The sequence below is a fragment of the Mycobacterium scrofulaceum genome (assembly GCF_002086735.1).
Taxonomy (GTDB): domain Bacteria; phylum Actinomycetota; class Actinomycetes; order Mycobacteriales; family Mycobacteriaceae; genus Mycobacterium; species Mycobacterium scrofulaceum.
In genome coordinates this window covers 1-15,220 of the sequence record NZ_MVIJ01000017.1, presented here as the reverse complement: position 1 = coordinate 15,220, position 15,220 = coordinate 1, and the positions used below count along the sequence as shown (strand labels likewise).

General features: G+C 67.8%; 17 protein-coding genes and 1 tRNA gene. 15 read left to right on the top strand and 3 right to left on the bottom strand.

The window, feature by feature from the left end; translation table 11 throughout:
- Positions 1–79: 79 nt before the first annotated feature.
- The 10 genes from BST44_RS13185 to BST44_RS13140 all read left to right on the top strand — a co-directional run bounded on the left by BST44_RS13185 (position 80) and on the right by BST44_RS13140 (position 9,092).
- A complete protein-coding gene (locus tag BST44_RS13185; RefSeq protein ID WP_083177564.1) occupies positions 80–718 on the top strand; it encodes a TetR/AcrR family transcriptional regulator in 639 nt (212 codons plus the stop codon).
- Entirely contained in the window at positions 715–1,932 is a 1,218-nt protein-coding gene (locus BST44_RS13180; RefSeq protein WP_083177563.1) for a cytochrome P450, read from the top strand. Before BST44_RS13185 ends, BST44_RS13180 begins: the two co-directional genes overlap by 4 nt.
- Complete coding sequence (locus BST44_RS13175) at positions 1,933–2,760, top strand: SDR family oxidoreductase (protein WP_083177562.1); 828 nt, start codon at positions 1,933–1,935, stop codon at positions 2,758–2,760.
- A complete protein-coding gene (gene cyp51, locus BST44_RS13170; protein WP_083177561.1) occupies positions 2,757–4,112 on the top strand; it encodes a lanosterol 14-alpha demethylase in 1,356 nt (451 codons plus the stop codon). The genes BST44_RS13175 and cyp51 overlap by 4 nt, the downstream gene beginning before the upstream one ends.
- Before the next feature lie 6 nt (positions 4,113–4,118).
- Complete coding sequence (gene fdx / locus BST44_RS13165) at positions 4,119–4,328, top strand: ferredoxin Fdx (RefSeq protein WP_167380199.1); 210 nt, start codon at positions 4,119–4,121, stop codon at positions 4,326–4,328.
- Positions 4,328–4,867: a hypothetical protein gene (locus BST44_RS13160; RefSeq protein ID WP_083177559.1), complete on the top strand. Its 540-nt coding sequence runs from the start codon at positions 4,328–4,330 to the stop codon at positions 4,865–4,867. The genes fdx and BST44_RS13160 overlap by 1 nt, the downstream gene beginning before the upstream one ends.
- Before the next feature lie 142 nt (positions 4,868–5,009).
- Positions 5,010–6,137 (top strand): NDMA-dependent alcohol dehydrogenase, encoded by a 1,128-nt coding sequence (locus tag BST44_RS13155; RefSeq protein WP_083177558.1) that lies wholly within the window; start codon positions 5,010–5,012, stop codon positions 6,135–6,137.
- 22 nt (positions 6,138–6,159) lie between these two features.
- A complete protein-coding gene (locus BST44_RS13150; RefSeq protein WP_083177557.1) occupies positions 6,160–8,214 on the top strand; it encodes an FAD-dependent oxidoreductase in 2,055 nt (684 codons plus the stop codon).
- 16 nt (positions 8,215–8,230) lie between these two features.
- On the top strand, positions 8,231–8,650 hold the full coding sequence (locus tag BST44_RS13145) for a ketosteroid isomerase family protein (protein WP_083177556.1): 420 nt from the start codon (positions 8,231–8,233) through the stop codon (positions 8,648–8,650).
- Between the two features lie 37 nt (positions 8,651–8,687).
- Entirely contained in the window at positions 8,688–9,092 is a 405-nt protein-coding gene (locus BST44_RS13140; protein WP_083177555.1) for an HIT family protein, read from the top strand.
- Here the strand turns inward: BST44_RS13140 and BST44_RS13135 are convergent.
- Both BST44_RS13135 and phoP read right to left on the bottom strand, forming a co-directional pair.
- Positions 9,080–10,522: a sensor histidine kinase gene (locus BST44_RS13135; protein ID WP_083177554.1), complete on the bottom strand. Its 1,443-nt coding sequence runs from the start codon at positions 10,520–10,522 to the stop codon at positions 9,080–9,082. The two genes, BST44_RS13140 and BST44_RS13135, sit on opposite strands and share 13 nt — an antisense overlap.
- A 41-nt stretch (positions 10,523–10,563) precedes the next feature.
- Positions 10,564–11,283: a two-component system response regulator PhoP gene (phoP, locus tag BST44_RS13130; protein WP_007166403.1), complete on the bottom strand. Its 720-nt coding sequence runs from the start codon at positions 11,281–11,283 to the stop codon at positions 10,564–10,566.
- 157 nt (positions 11,284–11,440) lie between these two features.
- Between phoP and BST44_RS13125 the strand changes: the two genes are divergently transcribed.
- From BST44_RS13125 to BST44_RS13115, 3 genes are all read left to right on the top strand, one after another.
- The gene (locus BST44_RS13125) at positions 11,441–12,157 is read left to right on the top strand and encodes a hypothetical protein (protein WP_083177553.1); all 717 of its coding nucleotides are present in this window, start codon (positions 11,441–11,443) and stop codon (positions 12,155–12,157) included.
- Positions 12,158–12,185: 28 nt separating this feature from the next.
- Positions 12,186–12,260 (top strand) — tRNA-Thr (locus BST44_RS13120).
- 169 nt (positions 12,261–12,429) lie between these two features.
- Positions 12,430–13,290 (top strand): DUF4383 domain-containing protein, encoded by an 861-nt coding sequence (locus tag BST44_RS13115; RefSeq protein ID WP_142274480.1) that lies wholly within the window; start codon positions 12,430–12,432, stop codon positions 13,288–13,290.
- Positions 13,291–13,338: 48 nt separating this feature from the next.
- On the opposite strand, the gene BST44_RS13110 is transcribed toward BST44_RS13115, so the two are convergent.
- Positions 13,339–14,151: a DUF732 domain-containing protein gene (locus BST44_RS13110; protein ID WP_083177551.1), complete on the bottom strand. Its 813-nt coding sequence runs from the start codon at positions 14,149–14,151 to the stop codon at positions 13,339–13,341.
- 342 nt (positions 14,152–14,493) lie between these two features.
- Here BST44_RS13110 and BST44_RS13105 point away from each other — a divergent pair, with 342 nt between their 5' ends.
- Positions 14,494–14,697: a cold-shock protein gene (locus tag BST44_RS13105; protein WP_007166408.1), complete on the top strand. Its 204-nt coding sequence runs from the start codon at positions 14,494–14,496 to the stop codon at positions 14,695–14,697.
- 297 nt (positions 14,698–14,994) lie between these two features.
- The gene (locus BST44_RS30410) at positions 14,995–15,132 is read left to right on the top strand and encodes a hypothetical protein (RefSeq protein ID WP_167380198.1); all 138 of its coding nucleotides are present in this window, start codon (positions 14,995–14,997) and stop codon (positions 15,130–15,132) included.
- Positions 15,133–15,220 lie beyond the last annotated feature (88 nt).

Genomic DNA, 15,220 nt, shown 5'->3' with positions numbered 1-15,220 from the left:
CGGCGGAAAAGAGCACTTTAACGGGCAGATATGGCGATCGGGGTTGCTTCCACCCGACCGGGTCCGTTAGCTTGGACATGTGTCCAGCGATGCACTGGTGGCGACGACGTCCCAGGCCGAACAGCAGGCCGGTCGGCCGGCGCGCAACCGCCGCCAGGAGGAGACCTTCCGCAAGGTGCTCGCGGCCGGCATCGAGACACTGCGCGAGAAGTCTTACGCCGACCTGACGGTGCGTGCCGTGGCGGCCCGCGCCAAGGTAGCCCCGGCGACGGCGTACACCTACTTCTCGTCCAAGAACCACCTGATCGCCGAGGTCTACCTCGACCTGGTGCGGCAGGTCCCCTATTTCACCGATGTCAACGACCCGATGCCCAAGCGGGTGGAGCAGGTGTTGCGCCACCTGGCCGTGGTGGTCGCCGACGAGCCCGAGGTCAGCGCCGCATGCACGACGGCGTTGCTCAGCGGTGGCGCCGAGCCCGCCGTGCGGGCCGCGCGCGACCGGATCGGCGCCGAGATCCACCGCCGGATCACCTCGGCCATGGGGCCCGACGCCGACCCGACCGCCGTGTCCGCGCTGGAGATGTCCTTCTTCGGGGCGCTCGTCCAGGCCGGCAGCGGCGAATTCACCTACCGCGAGATCGCCGACCGGCTGACCTACGTGGTGCGGCTGATCCTCACCGGCGCGAAAGAGACGAGCCAGGAGACGACCACCGAATGACCGTTCATGCTGGCGACCACGAGTTGGTCCTCGATCCCTACGACTATGACTTCCACGAGGACCCGTACCCGTACTACCAGCGCCTTCGCGACGAGGCCCCGCTGTACCGCAACGAGGAGCTGAAGTTCTGGGCGTTATCACGGCACCGGGATGTGCTGCAGGGATTCCGCAACAGCACGACGCTGTCCAACAAGTACGGCGTCTCGTTGGATCCGGCTTCGCGCGGCCCGCATGCGTCCAAGACGATGTCGTTCCTGGCGATGGACGATCCCGCCCACCTGAGGCTGCGGACGCTGGTGTCAAAAGGATTCACCCCCAGGCGGATTCGGGAACTCGAGCCGCGGGTCACCGAGATAGCGACGCGGCATCTCGATGCCATGCTGGCAAAGGCGCAGGGCGCCACGGTCGACTATGTCGACGAGTTCGCCGGCAAGCTGCCGATGGACGTCATCTCCGAATTGATGGGCGTCCCCGAGCCGGATCGGGATCAGGTCCGGGCCTGGGCCGACGGGGTGATGCACCGCGCGGACGGCGTCACCGACGTCCCGCCGGAGGCCGTCGAGGCCTCCATCAACCTGATCGTCTACTACCAGGGGATGGTGGCCGAGCGACGCAAGGAGCTGACCGACGATCTGACCTCGGCCCTGCTGGAGGCCGAGATCGACGGCGACCGGCTCACCGACGACGAGGTGCTCGGCTTCATGTTCCTGATGGTGATCGCCGGCAACGAGACGACCACCAAACTGCTTGCCAATGCCGCTTTTTGGGGGCACAAGAACCCCGACCAGCTGACCCCCGTCTACGACGACCTGTCCCGGGTGCCGTTGTGGGTCGAGGAGACGCTGCGCTACGACACCTCCAGCCAGATCCTGGCCCGGACCGTGGTCGGGGAGCTCACCCTCTACGACACCACCCTCCCCGAGGGCGACGTGCTGCTGCTGTTGCCCGGTTCGGGCCATCGCGACGAGCGGGTCTTCGACAATCCCGACGACTACCTGATCGGGCGCGAAATCGGCCCCAAGCTGTTGAGTTTCGGTAGTGGCGCACATTTCTGCCTGGGCGCGCACCTGGCCCGGATGGAAGCCAGGGTCGCGCTCACCGAGTTGTTCAAGCGAATCCGCGGATTTGAGGTGGACGAGGCCAACGCCGTCCGCGTGCACTCCAGCAATGTCCGCGGATTCGCTCACCTGCCCATGACCGTGGAGGTCCGCTGAATGCCCCGCTTTGATCCCCTGCCCGAGCGCCGTCCGGCGATCGTGGCCGGCGCCTCGTCCGGCATCGGTGAGGCCACCGCGATCGAACTCGCGGCGCACGGCTTCCCGGTCGCCCTCGGCGCCCGTCGCGTCGAGAAGCTGAACGACATCGTCGGCAAGATCAACGCCGAGGGCGGCGAGGCGGTCGGCTTCCACCTGGACGTCACCGACCCGAACTCGGTGAAATCCTTTGTCGCGCAGGCCGTCGACGCGCTCGGGGAGGTCGAGGTGCTGGTGGCCGGCGCGGGCGACACCTACTTCGGCAAGCTCGCCGAGATCACAGGCGACGAGTTCGAGTCCCAGCTGCAGATCCACCTCGTCGGCGCCTTCCGGTTGGCCTCAACCGTCCTGCCCGGCATGCTCGAGCGGCGGCGCGGCGACCTGATCTTCGTCGGCTCCGACGTCGCCCTGCGCCAGCGCCCCCACATGGGCGCCTACGGCGCCGCCAAGGCCGCGCTCGTCGCGATGGTCACCAACTTTCAGATGGAGCTCGAGGGCACCGGCGTGCGGGCCTCGATCGTGCACCCGGGCCCGACGAAGACCTCGATGGGCTGGAGCCTGCCGGCGGAGAAGATCGGCCCGGCGCTGGAGGACTGGGCCAAGTGGGGCCAGGCCCGCCACGACTACTTCCTGCGCGCGGCGGACCTGGCGCGAGCCATCACGTTCGTCGCCGAGACACCGCGCGGTGGCTTCATCGCGAACATGGAATTGCAGCCCGAAGCCCCGTTGGCCGACAAGAAAGATCGCCAGAAGCTGGCCCTGGGCGAGGAAGGGATGCCGGGACAATGACGACCACCGCTATCGTGCCGCGAGTTTCCGGCGGCGAGGAAGAGCACGGCCACCTCGAGGAATTCCGCACGGACCCGATCGGTTTGATGCAACGCGTCCGTGAGGAGTGCGGCGATGTCGGCTGGTTCCAGCTCGTCGACAAACACGTCATCCTGCTGTCCGGCGCGGGCGCCAACGAATTCTTCTTCCGCTCCGCGGACGAGGATCTGGACCAGGCCGAGGCGTACCCGTTCATGACGCCGATCTTCGGCAAGGGCGTGGTGTTCGACGCCAGCCCCGAGCGGCGCAAGGAGATGCTGCACAACTCCGCGCTGCGCGGCGAGCAGATGAAGGGCCACGCCGCCACCATCGAGGGCGAGGTCAAGAAGATGATCGCCAACTGGGGCGACGAAGGCGAGATCGAGCTGCTCGACTTCTTCGCGGAACTGACCATCTACACCTCGACGGCCTGCCTGATCGGGCTGAAGTTCCGTGAACAGCTCGACCACCGCTTCGCCGAGTACTACCACGAGCTGGAACGCGGCACCGACCCGCTGTGTTACGTCGATCCCTACCTGCCGATCGAGAGCTTCAAACGGCGTGACGAGGCGCGCGTCAAACTCGTCGCGCTGGTGCAGGAGATCATGGACCAGCGGCTGGCCAACCCGCCGAAGGACAAGTCCGACCGCGACATGCTGGACGTGCTGGTCTCGATCACGGACGAGGACGGCAATCCCCGGTTCTCCGCCGATGAGGTCACCGGGATGTTCATCTCGTTGATGTTCGCGGGGCACCACACCAGCTCGGGAACCTCGGCGTGGACCTTGATCGAGTTGATCCGCCACCCCGACGTGTACGCCGAGGTGCTGGCCGAGCTCGAGGAGCTGTACGCCGACGGCCAGGAGGTGAGTTTCCACGCGCTGCGGTCGATTCCACAGCTGGACAACGTGGTGAAGGAGACTTTGCGCCTGCATCCGCCGCTGATCATCCTGATGCGAGTCGCCAAGGGCGAGTTCGAGGTCGAGGGCTTCCCGATTCACGCGGGCGACTATGTGGCGGCGTCCCCCGCGATCTCGAACCGGATTGCCGAGGACTTTCCCGATCCGGACGCATTCAAGCCCGATCGCTACAACAAGCCCGAACAGGCCGACATCGTCAACCGGTGGACCTGGATTCCGTTCGGCGCGGGGCGGCACCGCTGTGTGGGAGCCGCTTTCGCCCAGATGCAGATCAAGGCCATCTTCTCGGTTTTGTTGCGCGAGTATGAATTCGAGATGGCGCAGCCGGCCGACAGCTATCACAACGACCACTCCAAGATGGTCGTCCAACTCGCCCGGCCGGCGAAGGTGCGCTACCGCAAGCGGAAAGCCTGACCGATCATGGGTTACCGAGTGGAAGCCGACCTGGATCTGTGCCAGGGCCACGCCATGTGCGAACTGGAGGCGCCCGACTATTTCCGGGTGCCCAAGCGGGGCAAGGTCGAGGTCCTCGACCCCGAACCGCCCGAAGACGCCCGCGAGGAAGTCGAACGCGCGGTCGAGATGTGCCCAACGCATGCACTGTTCATCAGAGAGAAAGAAGACCAATAATGGCGTCGCGGGACGAACTCGAGGCATGGGTCGATCGGTGGCTGCAAGCCAACAAGGACTGTGAGAAGGCCGGTGACTGGCGGCCGTTGGCAGACTTCTACGCCCAGGACGCCACCTACGGCTGGAACATCGGCCCCAAGGAAGACGTGATGTGCGTCGGCGTCGACGAGATCCGCGACATCGCGCTCGGCCTGGAGATGGAGGGTTTGGAGAACTGGGTGTACGAGTACCAAAAGGTGCTCATCGACGAGAAGCAGGGTGAGATCGTCGGTTTCTGGAAGCAGATCGTCAACAAGTCCGACGGCACCCAGGACGAGATTTACGGCATCGGGGGCAGCTGGTTCCGCCTCAACGCCGACAACCTCATCGAATGGCAGCGAGACTTCTTCGACTTCGGTCACGTCGCGAAGATGTTCGCGACCCTCATCGAGTCGGGTGACCTGTCCGCCGGCATGCAGAAGCGCATCGAGCGCAGCATCGCCGGCGAGAAGCTGCCCGGGTACTACCCGCTCGGCCAGGCCCCGGCGCCGATCTGGTGAGCGGACCAACCAAGCATTTGATTTGTTGCACGCGCTATGCTGACGCGACAAGGGCGCCTGTGGCGCCCGTCACCAAGTTGACCGGCATGAAGGGGCCGGGCAGCTCTGATCGATTCAAAGACGAAATGGGGTCAGATCCATCGTGAAGACAAAAGGCGCACTGATCTGGGAGTTCAACCAGCCCTGGTCCATCGAGGAAATCGAGATCGGCGACCCGCAAGCGCACGAGGTCAAGATCCAGATGGAAGCGGCGGGCATGTGCCACTCCGATCATCACCTCGTCACCGGCGGAATCCCGATGGCCGGCTTCCCGGTGCTCGGCGGGCACGAAGGCGCAGGCATCGTCACCGAGGTGGGACCCGGCGTCGAGGACATCGCCCCGGGCGACCACGTGGTGCTCTCCTTCATTCCGTCCTGCGGGCAGTGCCCGACCTGTCAGGCCGGCATGCGCAACTTGTGCGACCTGGGGGCCGGCCTACTCGGCGGGGCCGCCGTATCGGACGGCACGTTCCGCATCCAGGCCCGCGGCCAGAACGTCTTCCCCATGACGCTGCTGGGCACGTTCTCGCCGTACATGGTGGTGCACCGCAGCTCGGTGGTGAAGATCGACCCGTCCGTTCCGTTCGAGGTGGCCGCCCTGGTCGGCTGCGGCGTCACCACCGGCTACGGGTCCGCGGTCCGCACCGCCGACATCCGCCCGGGCCAGGACGTCGCCATCGTCGGTGTCGGCGGGGTCGGCATGGCGGCGCTGCAGGGCGCCGTCAACGCCGGTGCCCGCTACATCTTCGCGATCGACCCGGTCGAATGGAAGCGGGATCAGGCGCTGAAATTCGGTGCCACCCACGTCTATCCCGACATCAACGCGGCGCTGATGGGCATCATGGAGGTCACCTACGGCCTGATGGCCCACAAGGTCGTCGTCACGGTCGGTGAGCTGCACGGCGCCGACGTCGACAACTACCTCAACATCACCCAGAAGGGCGGCACCTGCGTGCTGACCGCCATCGGCAGCCTGCTGGACACCAACGTCAACATGAACCTGGCGATGCTCACCCTGATGCAAAAGAACCTGCAGGGCACCATCTTCGGCGGCGGCAACCCGCAATACGACATCCCGCAGCTGCTGTCGATGTACAAGGCCGGCAAGCTGAACCTGGACGACATGGTCACCACCCAGTACCGCCTTGAGCAGATCAACGAGGGTTACCAGGACATGCTGACGGGCAAGAACATTCGCGGCGTCATCCGGTACACGGACGCCGACCGGTAACTCCCCACCCACCGATTCGCGAGTGACCGGGTTCGGTCACCTGATGGCGCCGGGACGGATCGGCGCCATGACGGTGCGCAACCGCGTCGTCATGTCTCCGATGGAGACCATGTACGGCACGCCCGAGGGACTGCCGTCCGAGCGCACCCGCGACTATTTCGCCGCGCGCGCCGAGGGTGGCGTCGGCCTGATCACGGTGGGCGCCACCGGAATCGACCATCACCACCCTGAGACGCCCGGCGGCCTGCACCTGGCCACCGACGAGGCGGTCGGCGCGCACCGGGCGCTCGTGGAGGTGGTCCACGAGCACGGCGCCAAGATCCAGCCCCAGATCGTGCACGCCGGGCCCGACGGTCTGGGACCCGAGATCTTCGGCGTGACGTCGGTGGGTCCGTCGGTGATCCCCTCCTACCTGACCGGGCGCCCGTCGGCCGAGATCAGCAGGCAACAGCTGTCCGGGGTGTTCGATCTGTTCAAGGCCGCCGCGCGGCGTGCCGTCGAGGCCGGCTACGACGGCATCGAGCTGCACGCCGCCCACGGTTACATGCTGCTGGGTTCTTTCCTTGCCCCGCAACGCAATCGGCGCACCGACGACTACCGCGGCGATTCGGCGCGCGGCCGGGCCCGGGTGGTACTCGATGCGCTGGCCGCGATCCGCTCCGAGATCGGCGACGCCGTGCCGATCACGCTGCGCATCTCGGGCTACGAGCGGGTCGCCGGCGGCCGGCCCATCTTCGACACCGCGCAGTTGGCACCGGCTTTCGTGGCCGCGGGCGTCAATGCGTTCCACGTCAGCGGCGGCGTCATCGATCGGCTGGTGACCGGGATGGTCAACGGAGCCGACGACGGCGACGAGCTCAACGTCGGCGCCGCGGCGGCGGTCAAGCAGGTGGTCGACGTGCCGGTGATAGCCGTCGGCCGGATCCACGACCCGGCCCGGGCCGAGCGGATCCTGGCCGACGGACGCGCCGATTTCATCGCCATGGGGCGCCCGCTGTTGGCCGACCCCGACCTGCCGCGCAAGCTGCGAGATGGGCAGGCGCAGCGGATCCGCCGGTGCATCTCCTGTGAAAATTGCATCGACGCAATGGAACAGCGTTTCTCCGTCGACTGCTCCGTCAATCCCCGCACCGGCAAAGAGCGCGAGCTGTCGGCGGCTCGCGCCGGGCGCGCCAAGCGTGTGGTGGTGATCGGCGGCGGACCCGCCGGGCTGGAGGCGGCCCGGGTCGCCGCCGAACGGGGCCACCGCGTCACGCTTTTCGAGCGTGGCGCCGCGCTGGGCGGGGCGCTGCGCTGGGCGGCGGTCCTGCACCCGGAGAACGAGCCCTTCCTGCGCTACCTGCGCGACGAGGTCAAGCTCAGCGGCGCGCGAGTACACGTGGGCCATGCCGTCTCTGCTCGGGACATCGTCGACGCCGCCCCGGACGCGGTGGTGGTGGCCACCGGCGGCCGCGTCACCGTGCCGGCGATGCCCGGGTCGGACCTACCGCACGTGCACACCGGACGCGGGCTGCGCGAAATGCTCGGCGGCCGAGCGGAATCCGGCGCACCGGCTTGGCAGCGACTGGGCGCGTCGGCGCTTGCCGGCTGGCGGCAGCGGCTGGTACGCCCGGCCGCGGTCCGGCTGGCCAGCCGCGCCTGGATGCCGGTCGGACGCCGGGTCGCGATCGTCGGCGGCGACCTGGTCGCCCTGGAACTCGCCGAGTTCCTGGCGAGCCGGAGCCGGCTGGTGTCGATCCTCGAATCCGGCAAGGACATCGCCCCTGAAGTGGGCAACAAACGCAAGACTGAACAGATGGATCGCCTCGACCGGCTCGGCGTCACGGTGCACGTCCGGGCGACCGTGGAGCGGCTCACCACCGAAGCGGTGGTGTTCACCCCCGCCGGTGGCACCACCCGGCAGCTGCGGGCCGACAGCGTCGTGCTGGCCGGCACGGTCGAGCCCGACACCACATTGTTCGACGAGCTGATCGCCGCCCTGCCCGGCGCCCAGGTGTACGCCGCCGGCGACTGCACCGGGCTGGGGCTGATCCGCAAGGCCACCGAGGAAGGCGCGCGCGCCGCGTGCGCAATCTAGTGACAGGAGAGAAATCATGACCCAAACCGCTCCATCCCCGGCACTGACCGCGTCGCAGTCGTCATGGCGCTGCGCGCAAGGCAAAGACCGGGACGGCTGGCTGGCGCTGATGACGGATGATGTCGTCATCGAAGACCCCATCGGCAAGTCGGTCACCAACCCCGACGGCACCGGCGTGCGCGGCAGGGCGGCCGTCGGCGAGTTCTTTGACAACAACATCGCCAAGAACCAGCTGACCATCACGTGCGAAGAGACTTTCCCGTCGAGCTCACCCGACGAGATCGCTCATATTCTGGTGCTGCAGAGCAAGTTTGAGGGCGGCGTGACCAGCAAGGTGCGCGGGGTGTTCACCTACAAGGTCAACGAAGCGGGGCTGATCACCAACATGCGCGGGTACTGGAACCTCGACGTCATGGAGTTCGGGCAGGAGGACTGACGCGGGCCCTCCCCGCCCCCGCCCCTATGCTGGGGCCATGGCGTCGATCTTCACCAAGATCATCAACCGTGAACTTCCCGGCCGCTTCGTCTACGAGGACGACGACGTCGTCGCGTTCTTGACGATCGAGCCCATGACTCAGGGGCACACGCTGGTCGTGCCGCGGGCCGAGATCGATCAGTGGCAGGACGTCGACGCCGCTGCGTTCGCGCGGATCATGGGTGTGAGTCAGTTGATCGGCAAGGCGGTGTGCAAGGCCTTCAAAACCGAGCGGGCTGGGGTGATCATCGCCGGGCTGGAGGTGCCCCACCTGCATGTGCACGTGTTCCCCACCCGCCGATTGAGTGACTTCGGCTTCGCCAACGTCGACCGCAACCCGTCACCGGAATCGCTGGACGAGGCGCAGGCCAAGATCAAGGCGGCGCTTGCTCAATTGGCGTGAGCCGGTTCCTGCGCCGGCACTTCGCTGACGCGCGGCAGCGTGACGCGGAAACGGCAGCCCTCCCCCGGCGCGGTCGTCACCGTGACGGCGCCGCCGTGCGCGCGCACCAGCGAGTCGACGATCGATAGTCCCAACCCCGTCCCGCCGCTCGCGCGCGCCCGCGACGAGTCGGTGCGATAGAACCGTTCGAACACCCGCGACGCGTCCTGCTCCGTCATGCCGGGTCCCTTGTCGGCCACCTCGAGCACCGCGTCGTCGCCCTCGGTGCCGACGCGAACCGTGACGTCGGCGGCCTCCGGAGTGTGCTGCAAGGCGTTGGCGACCAGGTTGCTCAGCACCTGCCGGATCCGCGGTTCGTCGCCGAGCACCTCCGGGATGCCCGGGCCGTCGACCACTTCCAGCGTGATCGTGCGTCCCGGATCCATCGCCTGCGCGTCGTGCACGGCGTCGCTGGCCAGCGCCAGCAAGTCGACCCGGTTGTGCTCGAGCGGTCGCTGCACGTCCAGGCGGGCCAACAGCAACAGGTCGTCCACCAGCAGTCCCATCCGGCTGGCCTCGCTTTCGATCCGCGACAACAGCATGGCGACGTCGCGCGCCGCGCCCTGCCGGTACAACTCCGCGAAGCCCCGGATCGTGGTCAGCGGGGTGCGCAGCTCGTGACTGGCGTCGGTGATGAACCGGCGCATCCGTTCCTCGGACCCGCGCGCCTTCTCCGCGGACGACTCCGAGGACGCGAGCGCCTCCTGGATCTGCGCAAGCATTCCGTTCAGGGCGAGCGACAGCCGGCCCACCTCGGTGCGCGGATCCCGTTCCGGGACACGGCGATCCAGCTGGCCGGAGGCGATCGCCGCCGCGGTCTGTTCGACCTCGGACAGCGGCCGCAGGCTGCGCTGCACCACGGCGAAGCCGGCGATGCCGACCACGACCAGCACCGCCACCCCGATGCCGATCTGCAACCAGACCAGAGCGCTGACCGTGTGTTGGACGTCGGACAGGTCGATGGCGACCGTCGTCAGGCCGTGCGGGCCGCGCACCGACACCGCGCGCCACTGGATGTCGGACCCGTTGACCGACGGCAGTGTCGTCGGATTGGGGCCCACATCGTTGTTGGGCGGCAACGCCGGCTCGGAGTTACGGTCGTTGATGGCCGTGAACGGGGTGCCGTCGGTGCCGACGCCGCGCACGTAGAACTTCGACGGCGGCCGGCCCGGGTCGGGCCCCTCGTAGGGCGGCGCGGACTGCCGGCGCGGGTTCTGCGCCCAGCCACGCGACGCGTCGAGCAGCGTCTGGTCGATCCGGCTGACCAGGCTGTGCCGCAGGATCGACGTGACCGCGATGCCCGAGACCGCCAGGCCGCACGCCACGAGCACCAGGGTGGCGGCGACCAGGCCCACCCGGAGCGGCAATCCACGTCGATGCTGTTTGGCCATGGGGCGGGCTTCTTCGCTAGCGCTGGTGACCGGTCGCGCGCTCAGCGCGGTTCCCGCAGGACGTAGCCCACTCCGCGCAAGGTATGCAGCAGGCGCTTTTCTCCGGTGTCGATCTTGCGCCGCAGGTAGGACACGTAGGACTCGACGACATTGACGTCACCTCCGAAGTCATAGCGCCACACGTGGTCGAGGATCTTGGGCTTGCTCAAGACCGTGCCCGCGTTGATCACAAAGTAACGCAGCAGCGTGAACTCGGTTGGCGACAGGGACACCGGTTGGCCGGCCTTCCACACCTCGTGGGTCTCCTCGTCGAGTTCGATGTCGGCGAAGGTCAGGCGGGCGCTGCGGGGTTCCGCCCCGCCCTTGCCGGCGCGCCGGAGGATGACGCGCAGCCGGGCGACCACCTCTTCGAGGCTGAACGGCTTCGTCACGTAGTCGTCGCCGCCCAGGGTGAGGCCCGCGATCTTGTCCTGCAGCGAGTCGCGGGCCGTCAGGAACAACGCCGGAGCGTCGATGCCGTCGGCCCGCAGGCGCCGCAGCACCCCGAACCCGTCCATGCCGGGCATCATCACGTCGAGGATCACCGCGTCGGGGCGCGCTTCGCGGGCCCGGTCGAGGGCCTGGGCGCCGTTGGTGGCGGTGTAGACCTCGAACCCCTGGAACTTGAGGCTCACCGAGAGCAGCTCGACGATGTTCGCCTCGTCATCGACTACGAGGACGCGAGCCTCCGGTTTTGTTTCGTTTGGGGTTGCCGCTGTCATGGGTTTGCTTCTGTCCTTCTTGTACGTTACCTATTTAATTATTGTGTGGTTCCTGAAAGCCTGGTGCCAACAGTCTGATAGTAGTCTGCCAGGAACTACCCCATCCGCCCGGGACCTGCGCACTTCGACATTCGCGCGTCGCGAATAGACTCGAAGAATGAACTTCGCGATGCGGATGGTTTCAGCGGCAACCGCTCCCGCACGCGCCGGGCTGGCCGCCGCCGACGCAAGCCTGACCGTGGCGAGCGCGGCGGTCGGCATCGCGAAGCGAGCGCTGGGCGACGGCGGAGCGGCCGGAACCACCGCCATGACGTCCATGCTCGGCATCGACGACGCGATCGTGCGCGCCAACCGGCTCGCCCGGCTGCTGGACGACGACGCACCACTGGGGCGGGCGGTCGCGCCGGACGGGCCGATCGACCGGTTGCTGCGTCCGGGCGGGGTAGTCGACATGCTGACGTCGGACGGCGGCCTGCTGGATCGGCTCACCGCGGAGGGCGGCGGCCTGCATCGCACCCTGCAGCCCGGCGGCCTGGCCGATCAGCTGGTCGCGGAAGACGGATTGATCGAGCGGCTGCTGGCCGAGGACGGGCTGGCCGATCGGCTGCTCAGCGACGGCGGCCTGGTCGACAAGCTGACGGCGAAGAACGGACCGCTGGACCAGCTCGCCGACGTCGCGGACACCCTGGCGCGGCTGACGCCCGGGATGGAAGCGCTGGAGCCCGCGATCGCCACGCTGCAGGACGCCGTGGTCGCGCTGACCATGGTGGTCAACCCGCTGAGCAACATCGCCGACCGCATCCCGCTGCCGGGCCGGCGGCGTCCCGCGTCGCGTGCGGTGCGCTCAACGCGCGTGATCGACAGCGGCGAATGACCGTTTAGGCTTGACCCGGTTCGACCCCGCCTCCTTAGCTCAGTGGTAGAGCACTCGCCTTGTAAGCGAGCGGTCGTCAGTTCAATCCTGACAGGGGGCTCCACTCGTCCTGTCGCGCAGCCGCTCCCGGAGGCGCCGCCCCTCCCGCGCGCGACCACCCCCGGTGCAACCGAGCGTTCTACCCGCTGACCGAAGTCCGGCGCGACCGGGAATAGCGCGGCCCGCACTGGGTAGCCCTATAAGAGAAGTCTTGTTGTTCGGGAGGTCGCGCGATGCCGGTTACGGCGGGGCCCGTTCCCGGGGTGACGTCGGATCTGCGCAGGGTCCGGATGGACCCGGGGCGTTTCCGCAGCGGGCGGTGGATGCTGTTGACCGAGGGCCTGCTGGTGAGCGCCTTCGGCATTGGCGGGCTGGTTTCGGCCGCCCTGCATCCAAACGCCGGACCCACCGGCGCTCCCATCCTCGGCCTGACATCGACCGCGCCGCACAGCGCGATGCTGCTGGCATTCGGGGTGGCCGCCATCGCGGCCGTCGGCAAGCGCCATGCGGCGGTGGCCGTCACCGCGCTCAGCGCGGTGGCCTACACGCTGTTGTTGTTTATCGGCGCCGTTGCCACGGCGCGCGCAACCCCGACGCTTTTCGGGTTCCACGCGGCCGGCATCGTGCTGCACGGTCTATTGGGAGTGGTCAACTTCGCCCTCCTGATGTGGTTGATTCCCGACGAGTTGGGGGACGAGGCCTGGGTGCCGCGGCGGGGACGCGACCGCGATGAGCAGCAGCCCTCGGATGCGGCCCCTCAGCCCGGGGCCGGACCCCCGATCCCCGCTCCGGCGACGCTGCCAGGATCATCACCGGCGGCGCCGGGAGCCGGTCACACCCCGTCGCCACGTTCGCGGGCGCCCGCAGAGGCAAGCCCGCCGGTCGACGTCGGGCGCTCACCTGGCGCTGTTGTCGAGCCGCCGGGCGGCCAGGGTACGAACGCGTCCTCGGCTCCGGGCGTCGAGCGCTCGGCGCACCGGAATCACTTCGCGGCCCGGGCAGCAGCCGCGGTGCCATCACCCGCTGCGGTGGCCGTGGCCCTGACCATCCTGGCGGCCGCCGTCGGCGTCGTCGTCTGGATCCGTTGCCGCTGAAACGCCGCACGTTCCCGGTGCGGCCGCGCTGAAGGACACCATCGCGGGTCAGGGCTGGCCGGGAATGCCTTGCAGATCACCGCGGATGTTTTGCAGGTCCCCCTGGATGCCTTGCAACTGGCCCTCGATGGCCTGCAGATCGGAGAGAGCATTCTGATACGCCGGCTCGATGGCGTCCGAGGTGGCGGGCTGCGACTGGGGGCAGTACGCGACGATCGACCCCGCGGTGACTTGGGCACTCTGATTGGCGTCCCAGATCGACGATCGCTGGACGAAATCGACCGCGTCGGCGAAATTGGGCCGCTGCGCCAGGAAGTCGCAGACCGCGTGGCCTTGGGTCATCGCGTATTCCTGGCTGGGAAGGGGCACGCCCTCGTGCTTCAGCGCGGCGATGAACGCCGCGTCGGCAACCGCAATCCGCGAAGCGGGTGCCTGCGGCGCAACCGGTTTGGGCGGCGCAATCGGTTTGGGCGGCGCAATCGGTTTGGGCGGCGCAACCGAGGGCGGTGTTTCCGCCGGCTGCGCCGACGAATCCCGGTTGGGCGTCCCCAACATCACCAGCCCCGCGGCGGCGACGGCGACCAGAGACAGCGGCAGCGCCGCGAGAAGGCCCAACTGACGCGGTACACCGTGACGACGGCGAGGTTTGCGGACGGCTTTGGCGCGGCGCGGCAAGGTGCCGGTGCCGACCTCGGGTTCGCAGACGTTCGGATGCGTCAGGGGCGACCCTGTGGTGTGCGCCAGGAGCTCGTCGAGCAGTTCGTCGAGCTCCCGGGACGAAGGGCCACCGCCGTCGCGAACCGAGCGGCGGCCAAGAGCGATGCGCCGCAATTCGGCATCGATCGTCTCGCGGTCGCGCATATCAACCAGTTTGAGCCCGTCCCGACGATGTCACAAGCCCCGGCCGTACCGGCCACGAGACGTGCGTTAGCGGGCTGAATCCGGTCGGGGGCTCCCGGGACCGCGCTGCGGTTCGTGCGGTTCGGCGCGGGGTCCCACCCTGCGCCGGCTGCCGCGTTGGCAGCGGATGGCGCGCGGCGCCCGAAGCCCTTGGAGACCGCACGACCGACCACCTGATCGCAGCCTCGCAAAAGGCGCTGAACCCGTTCTGCCCCAGTTTATTACGGGCCGATAGGGTGGCACGTGCTACGCTTTGGCGGGGATGCCCGTCGGCATCCGTTCAAAATGAGAGAAGTTGAAGGTATGACACAGGGAACTGTGAAGTGGTTTAACAGCGAAAAAGGCTTCGGTTTTATCGCTCCGGATGGCGGCGCAGCAGATGTGTTCGTCCACTACTCGGAAATCCAGGGCAACGGCTACCGGTCGCTCGAGGAGAACCAGCGAGTCGAGTTCAATGTCGAGCAGGGCGCCAAGGGCCCGCAGGCGGTCGGAGTGACGGCCGTCTAGCGCGAGTTGTACTCCATGTGGGCTGGTGGGTGGATCCCACCAGCCCACTACGCGTTCAGGGGTCCGGCCTTCTCCTCCGGTGCGCGCACGGTCGCGGTTTCAGCGGCTGCTGGACGCCGCCGGCCGCTCGTCGAGACGTCCCGGAGAGCGCCGGCGTGTAGATTGGTGAGAGCAGTTCGTGTTAGCACTGCCCCGTAGCCAAATATCTGTGCAGATGAGCACAGCTACGAATCGATCGCCCTTCACCCCAGCCGACGGCATCGGGCTGAAGCCGAACCAACTTGAGGACCCCGTTCCATGACATCGTCCGATCTGTTCTCGCATCGCTACGAGCCCGAGGTCGCCTCACCCGCCAGCGGCGATGGCGAGCCGGTGCAACTTCCGACGTTCTCCGACCGCCCCAATAACGATCCCGCCGCTGCGACAACGTCGTAGATGACTTGACCGCCCCGGCGCGGCGTTCGGCCCACCCCGGCTACTGTCCAGGTGGGGGTACCGGAGCGGGCGGGGGGCCGCCCGCTCC

What these genes read in the sequence shown, in the direction of transcription:
- BST44_RS13180 (WP_083177563.1), top strand. Translation starts at nt 715, where the DNA reads ATGACCGTTCATGCTGGCGACCACGAGTTGGTCCTCGATCCCTACGAC.
- BST44_RS13175 (WP_083177562.1), top strand. Translation starts at nt 1,933, where the DNA reads ATGCCCCGCTTTGATCCCCTGCCCGAGCGCCGTCCGGCGATCGTGGCC.
- cyp51 (WP_083177561.1), top strand. Translation starts at nt 2,757, where the DNA reads ATGACGACCACCGCTATCGTGCCGCGAGTTTCCGGCGGCGAGGAAGAG.
- fdx (WP_167380199.1), top strand. Translation starts at nt 4,119, where the DNA reads ATGGGTTACCGAGTGGAAGCCGACCTGGATCTGTGCCAGGGCCACGCC.
- BST44_RS13160 (WP_083177559.1), top strand. Translation starts at nt 4,328, where the DNA reads ATGGCGTCGCGGGACGAACTCGAGGCATGGGTCGATCGGTGGCTGCAA.
- BST44_RS13145 (WP_083177556.1), top strand. Translation starts at nt 8,231, where the DNA reads ATGACCCAAACCGCTCCATCCCCGGCACTGACCGCGTCGCAGTCGTCA.
- BST44_RS13140 (WP_083177555.1), top strand. Translation starts at nt 8,688, where the DNA reads ATGGCGTCGATCTTCACCAAGATCATCAACCGTGAACTTCCCGGCCGC.
- BST44_RS13135 (WP_083177554.1), bottom strand. Translation starts at nt 10,522, where the DNA reads ATGGCCAAACAGCATCGACGTGGATTGCCGCTCCGGGTGGGCCTGGTC.
- phoP (WP_007166403.1), bottom strand. Translation starts at nt 11,283, where the DNA reads ATGACAGCGGCAACCCCAAACGAAACAAAACCGGAGGCTCGCGTCCTC.
- BST44_RS13125 (WP_083177553.1), top strand. Translation starts at nt 11,441, where the DNA reads ATGAACTTCGCGATGCGGATGGTTTCAGCGGCAACCGCTCCCGCACGC.
- BST44_RS13115 (WP_142274480.1), top strand. Translation starts at nt 12,430, where the DNA reads ATGCCGGTTACGGCGGGGCCCGTTCCCGGGGTGACGTCGGATCTGCGC.
- BST44_RS13110 (WP_083177551.1), bottom strand. Translation starts at nt 14,151, where the DNA reads ATGCGCGACCGCGAGACGATCGATGCCGAATTGCGGCGCATCGCTCTT.
- BST44_RS13105 (WP_007166408.1), top strand. Translation starts at nt 14,494, where the DNA reads ATGACACAGGGAACTGTGAAGTGGTTTAACAGCGAAAAAGGCTTCGGT.
- BST44_RS30410 (WP_167380198.1), top strand. Translation starts at nt 14,995, where the DNA reads ATGACATCGTCCGATCTGTTCTCGCATCGCTACGAGCCCGAGGTCGCC.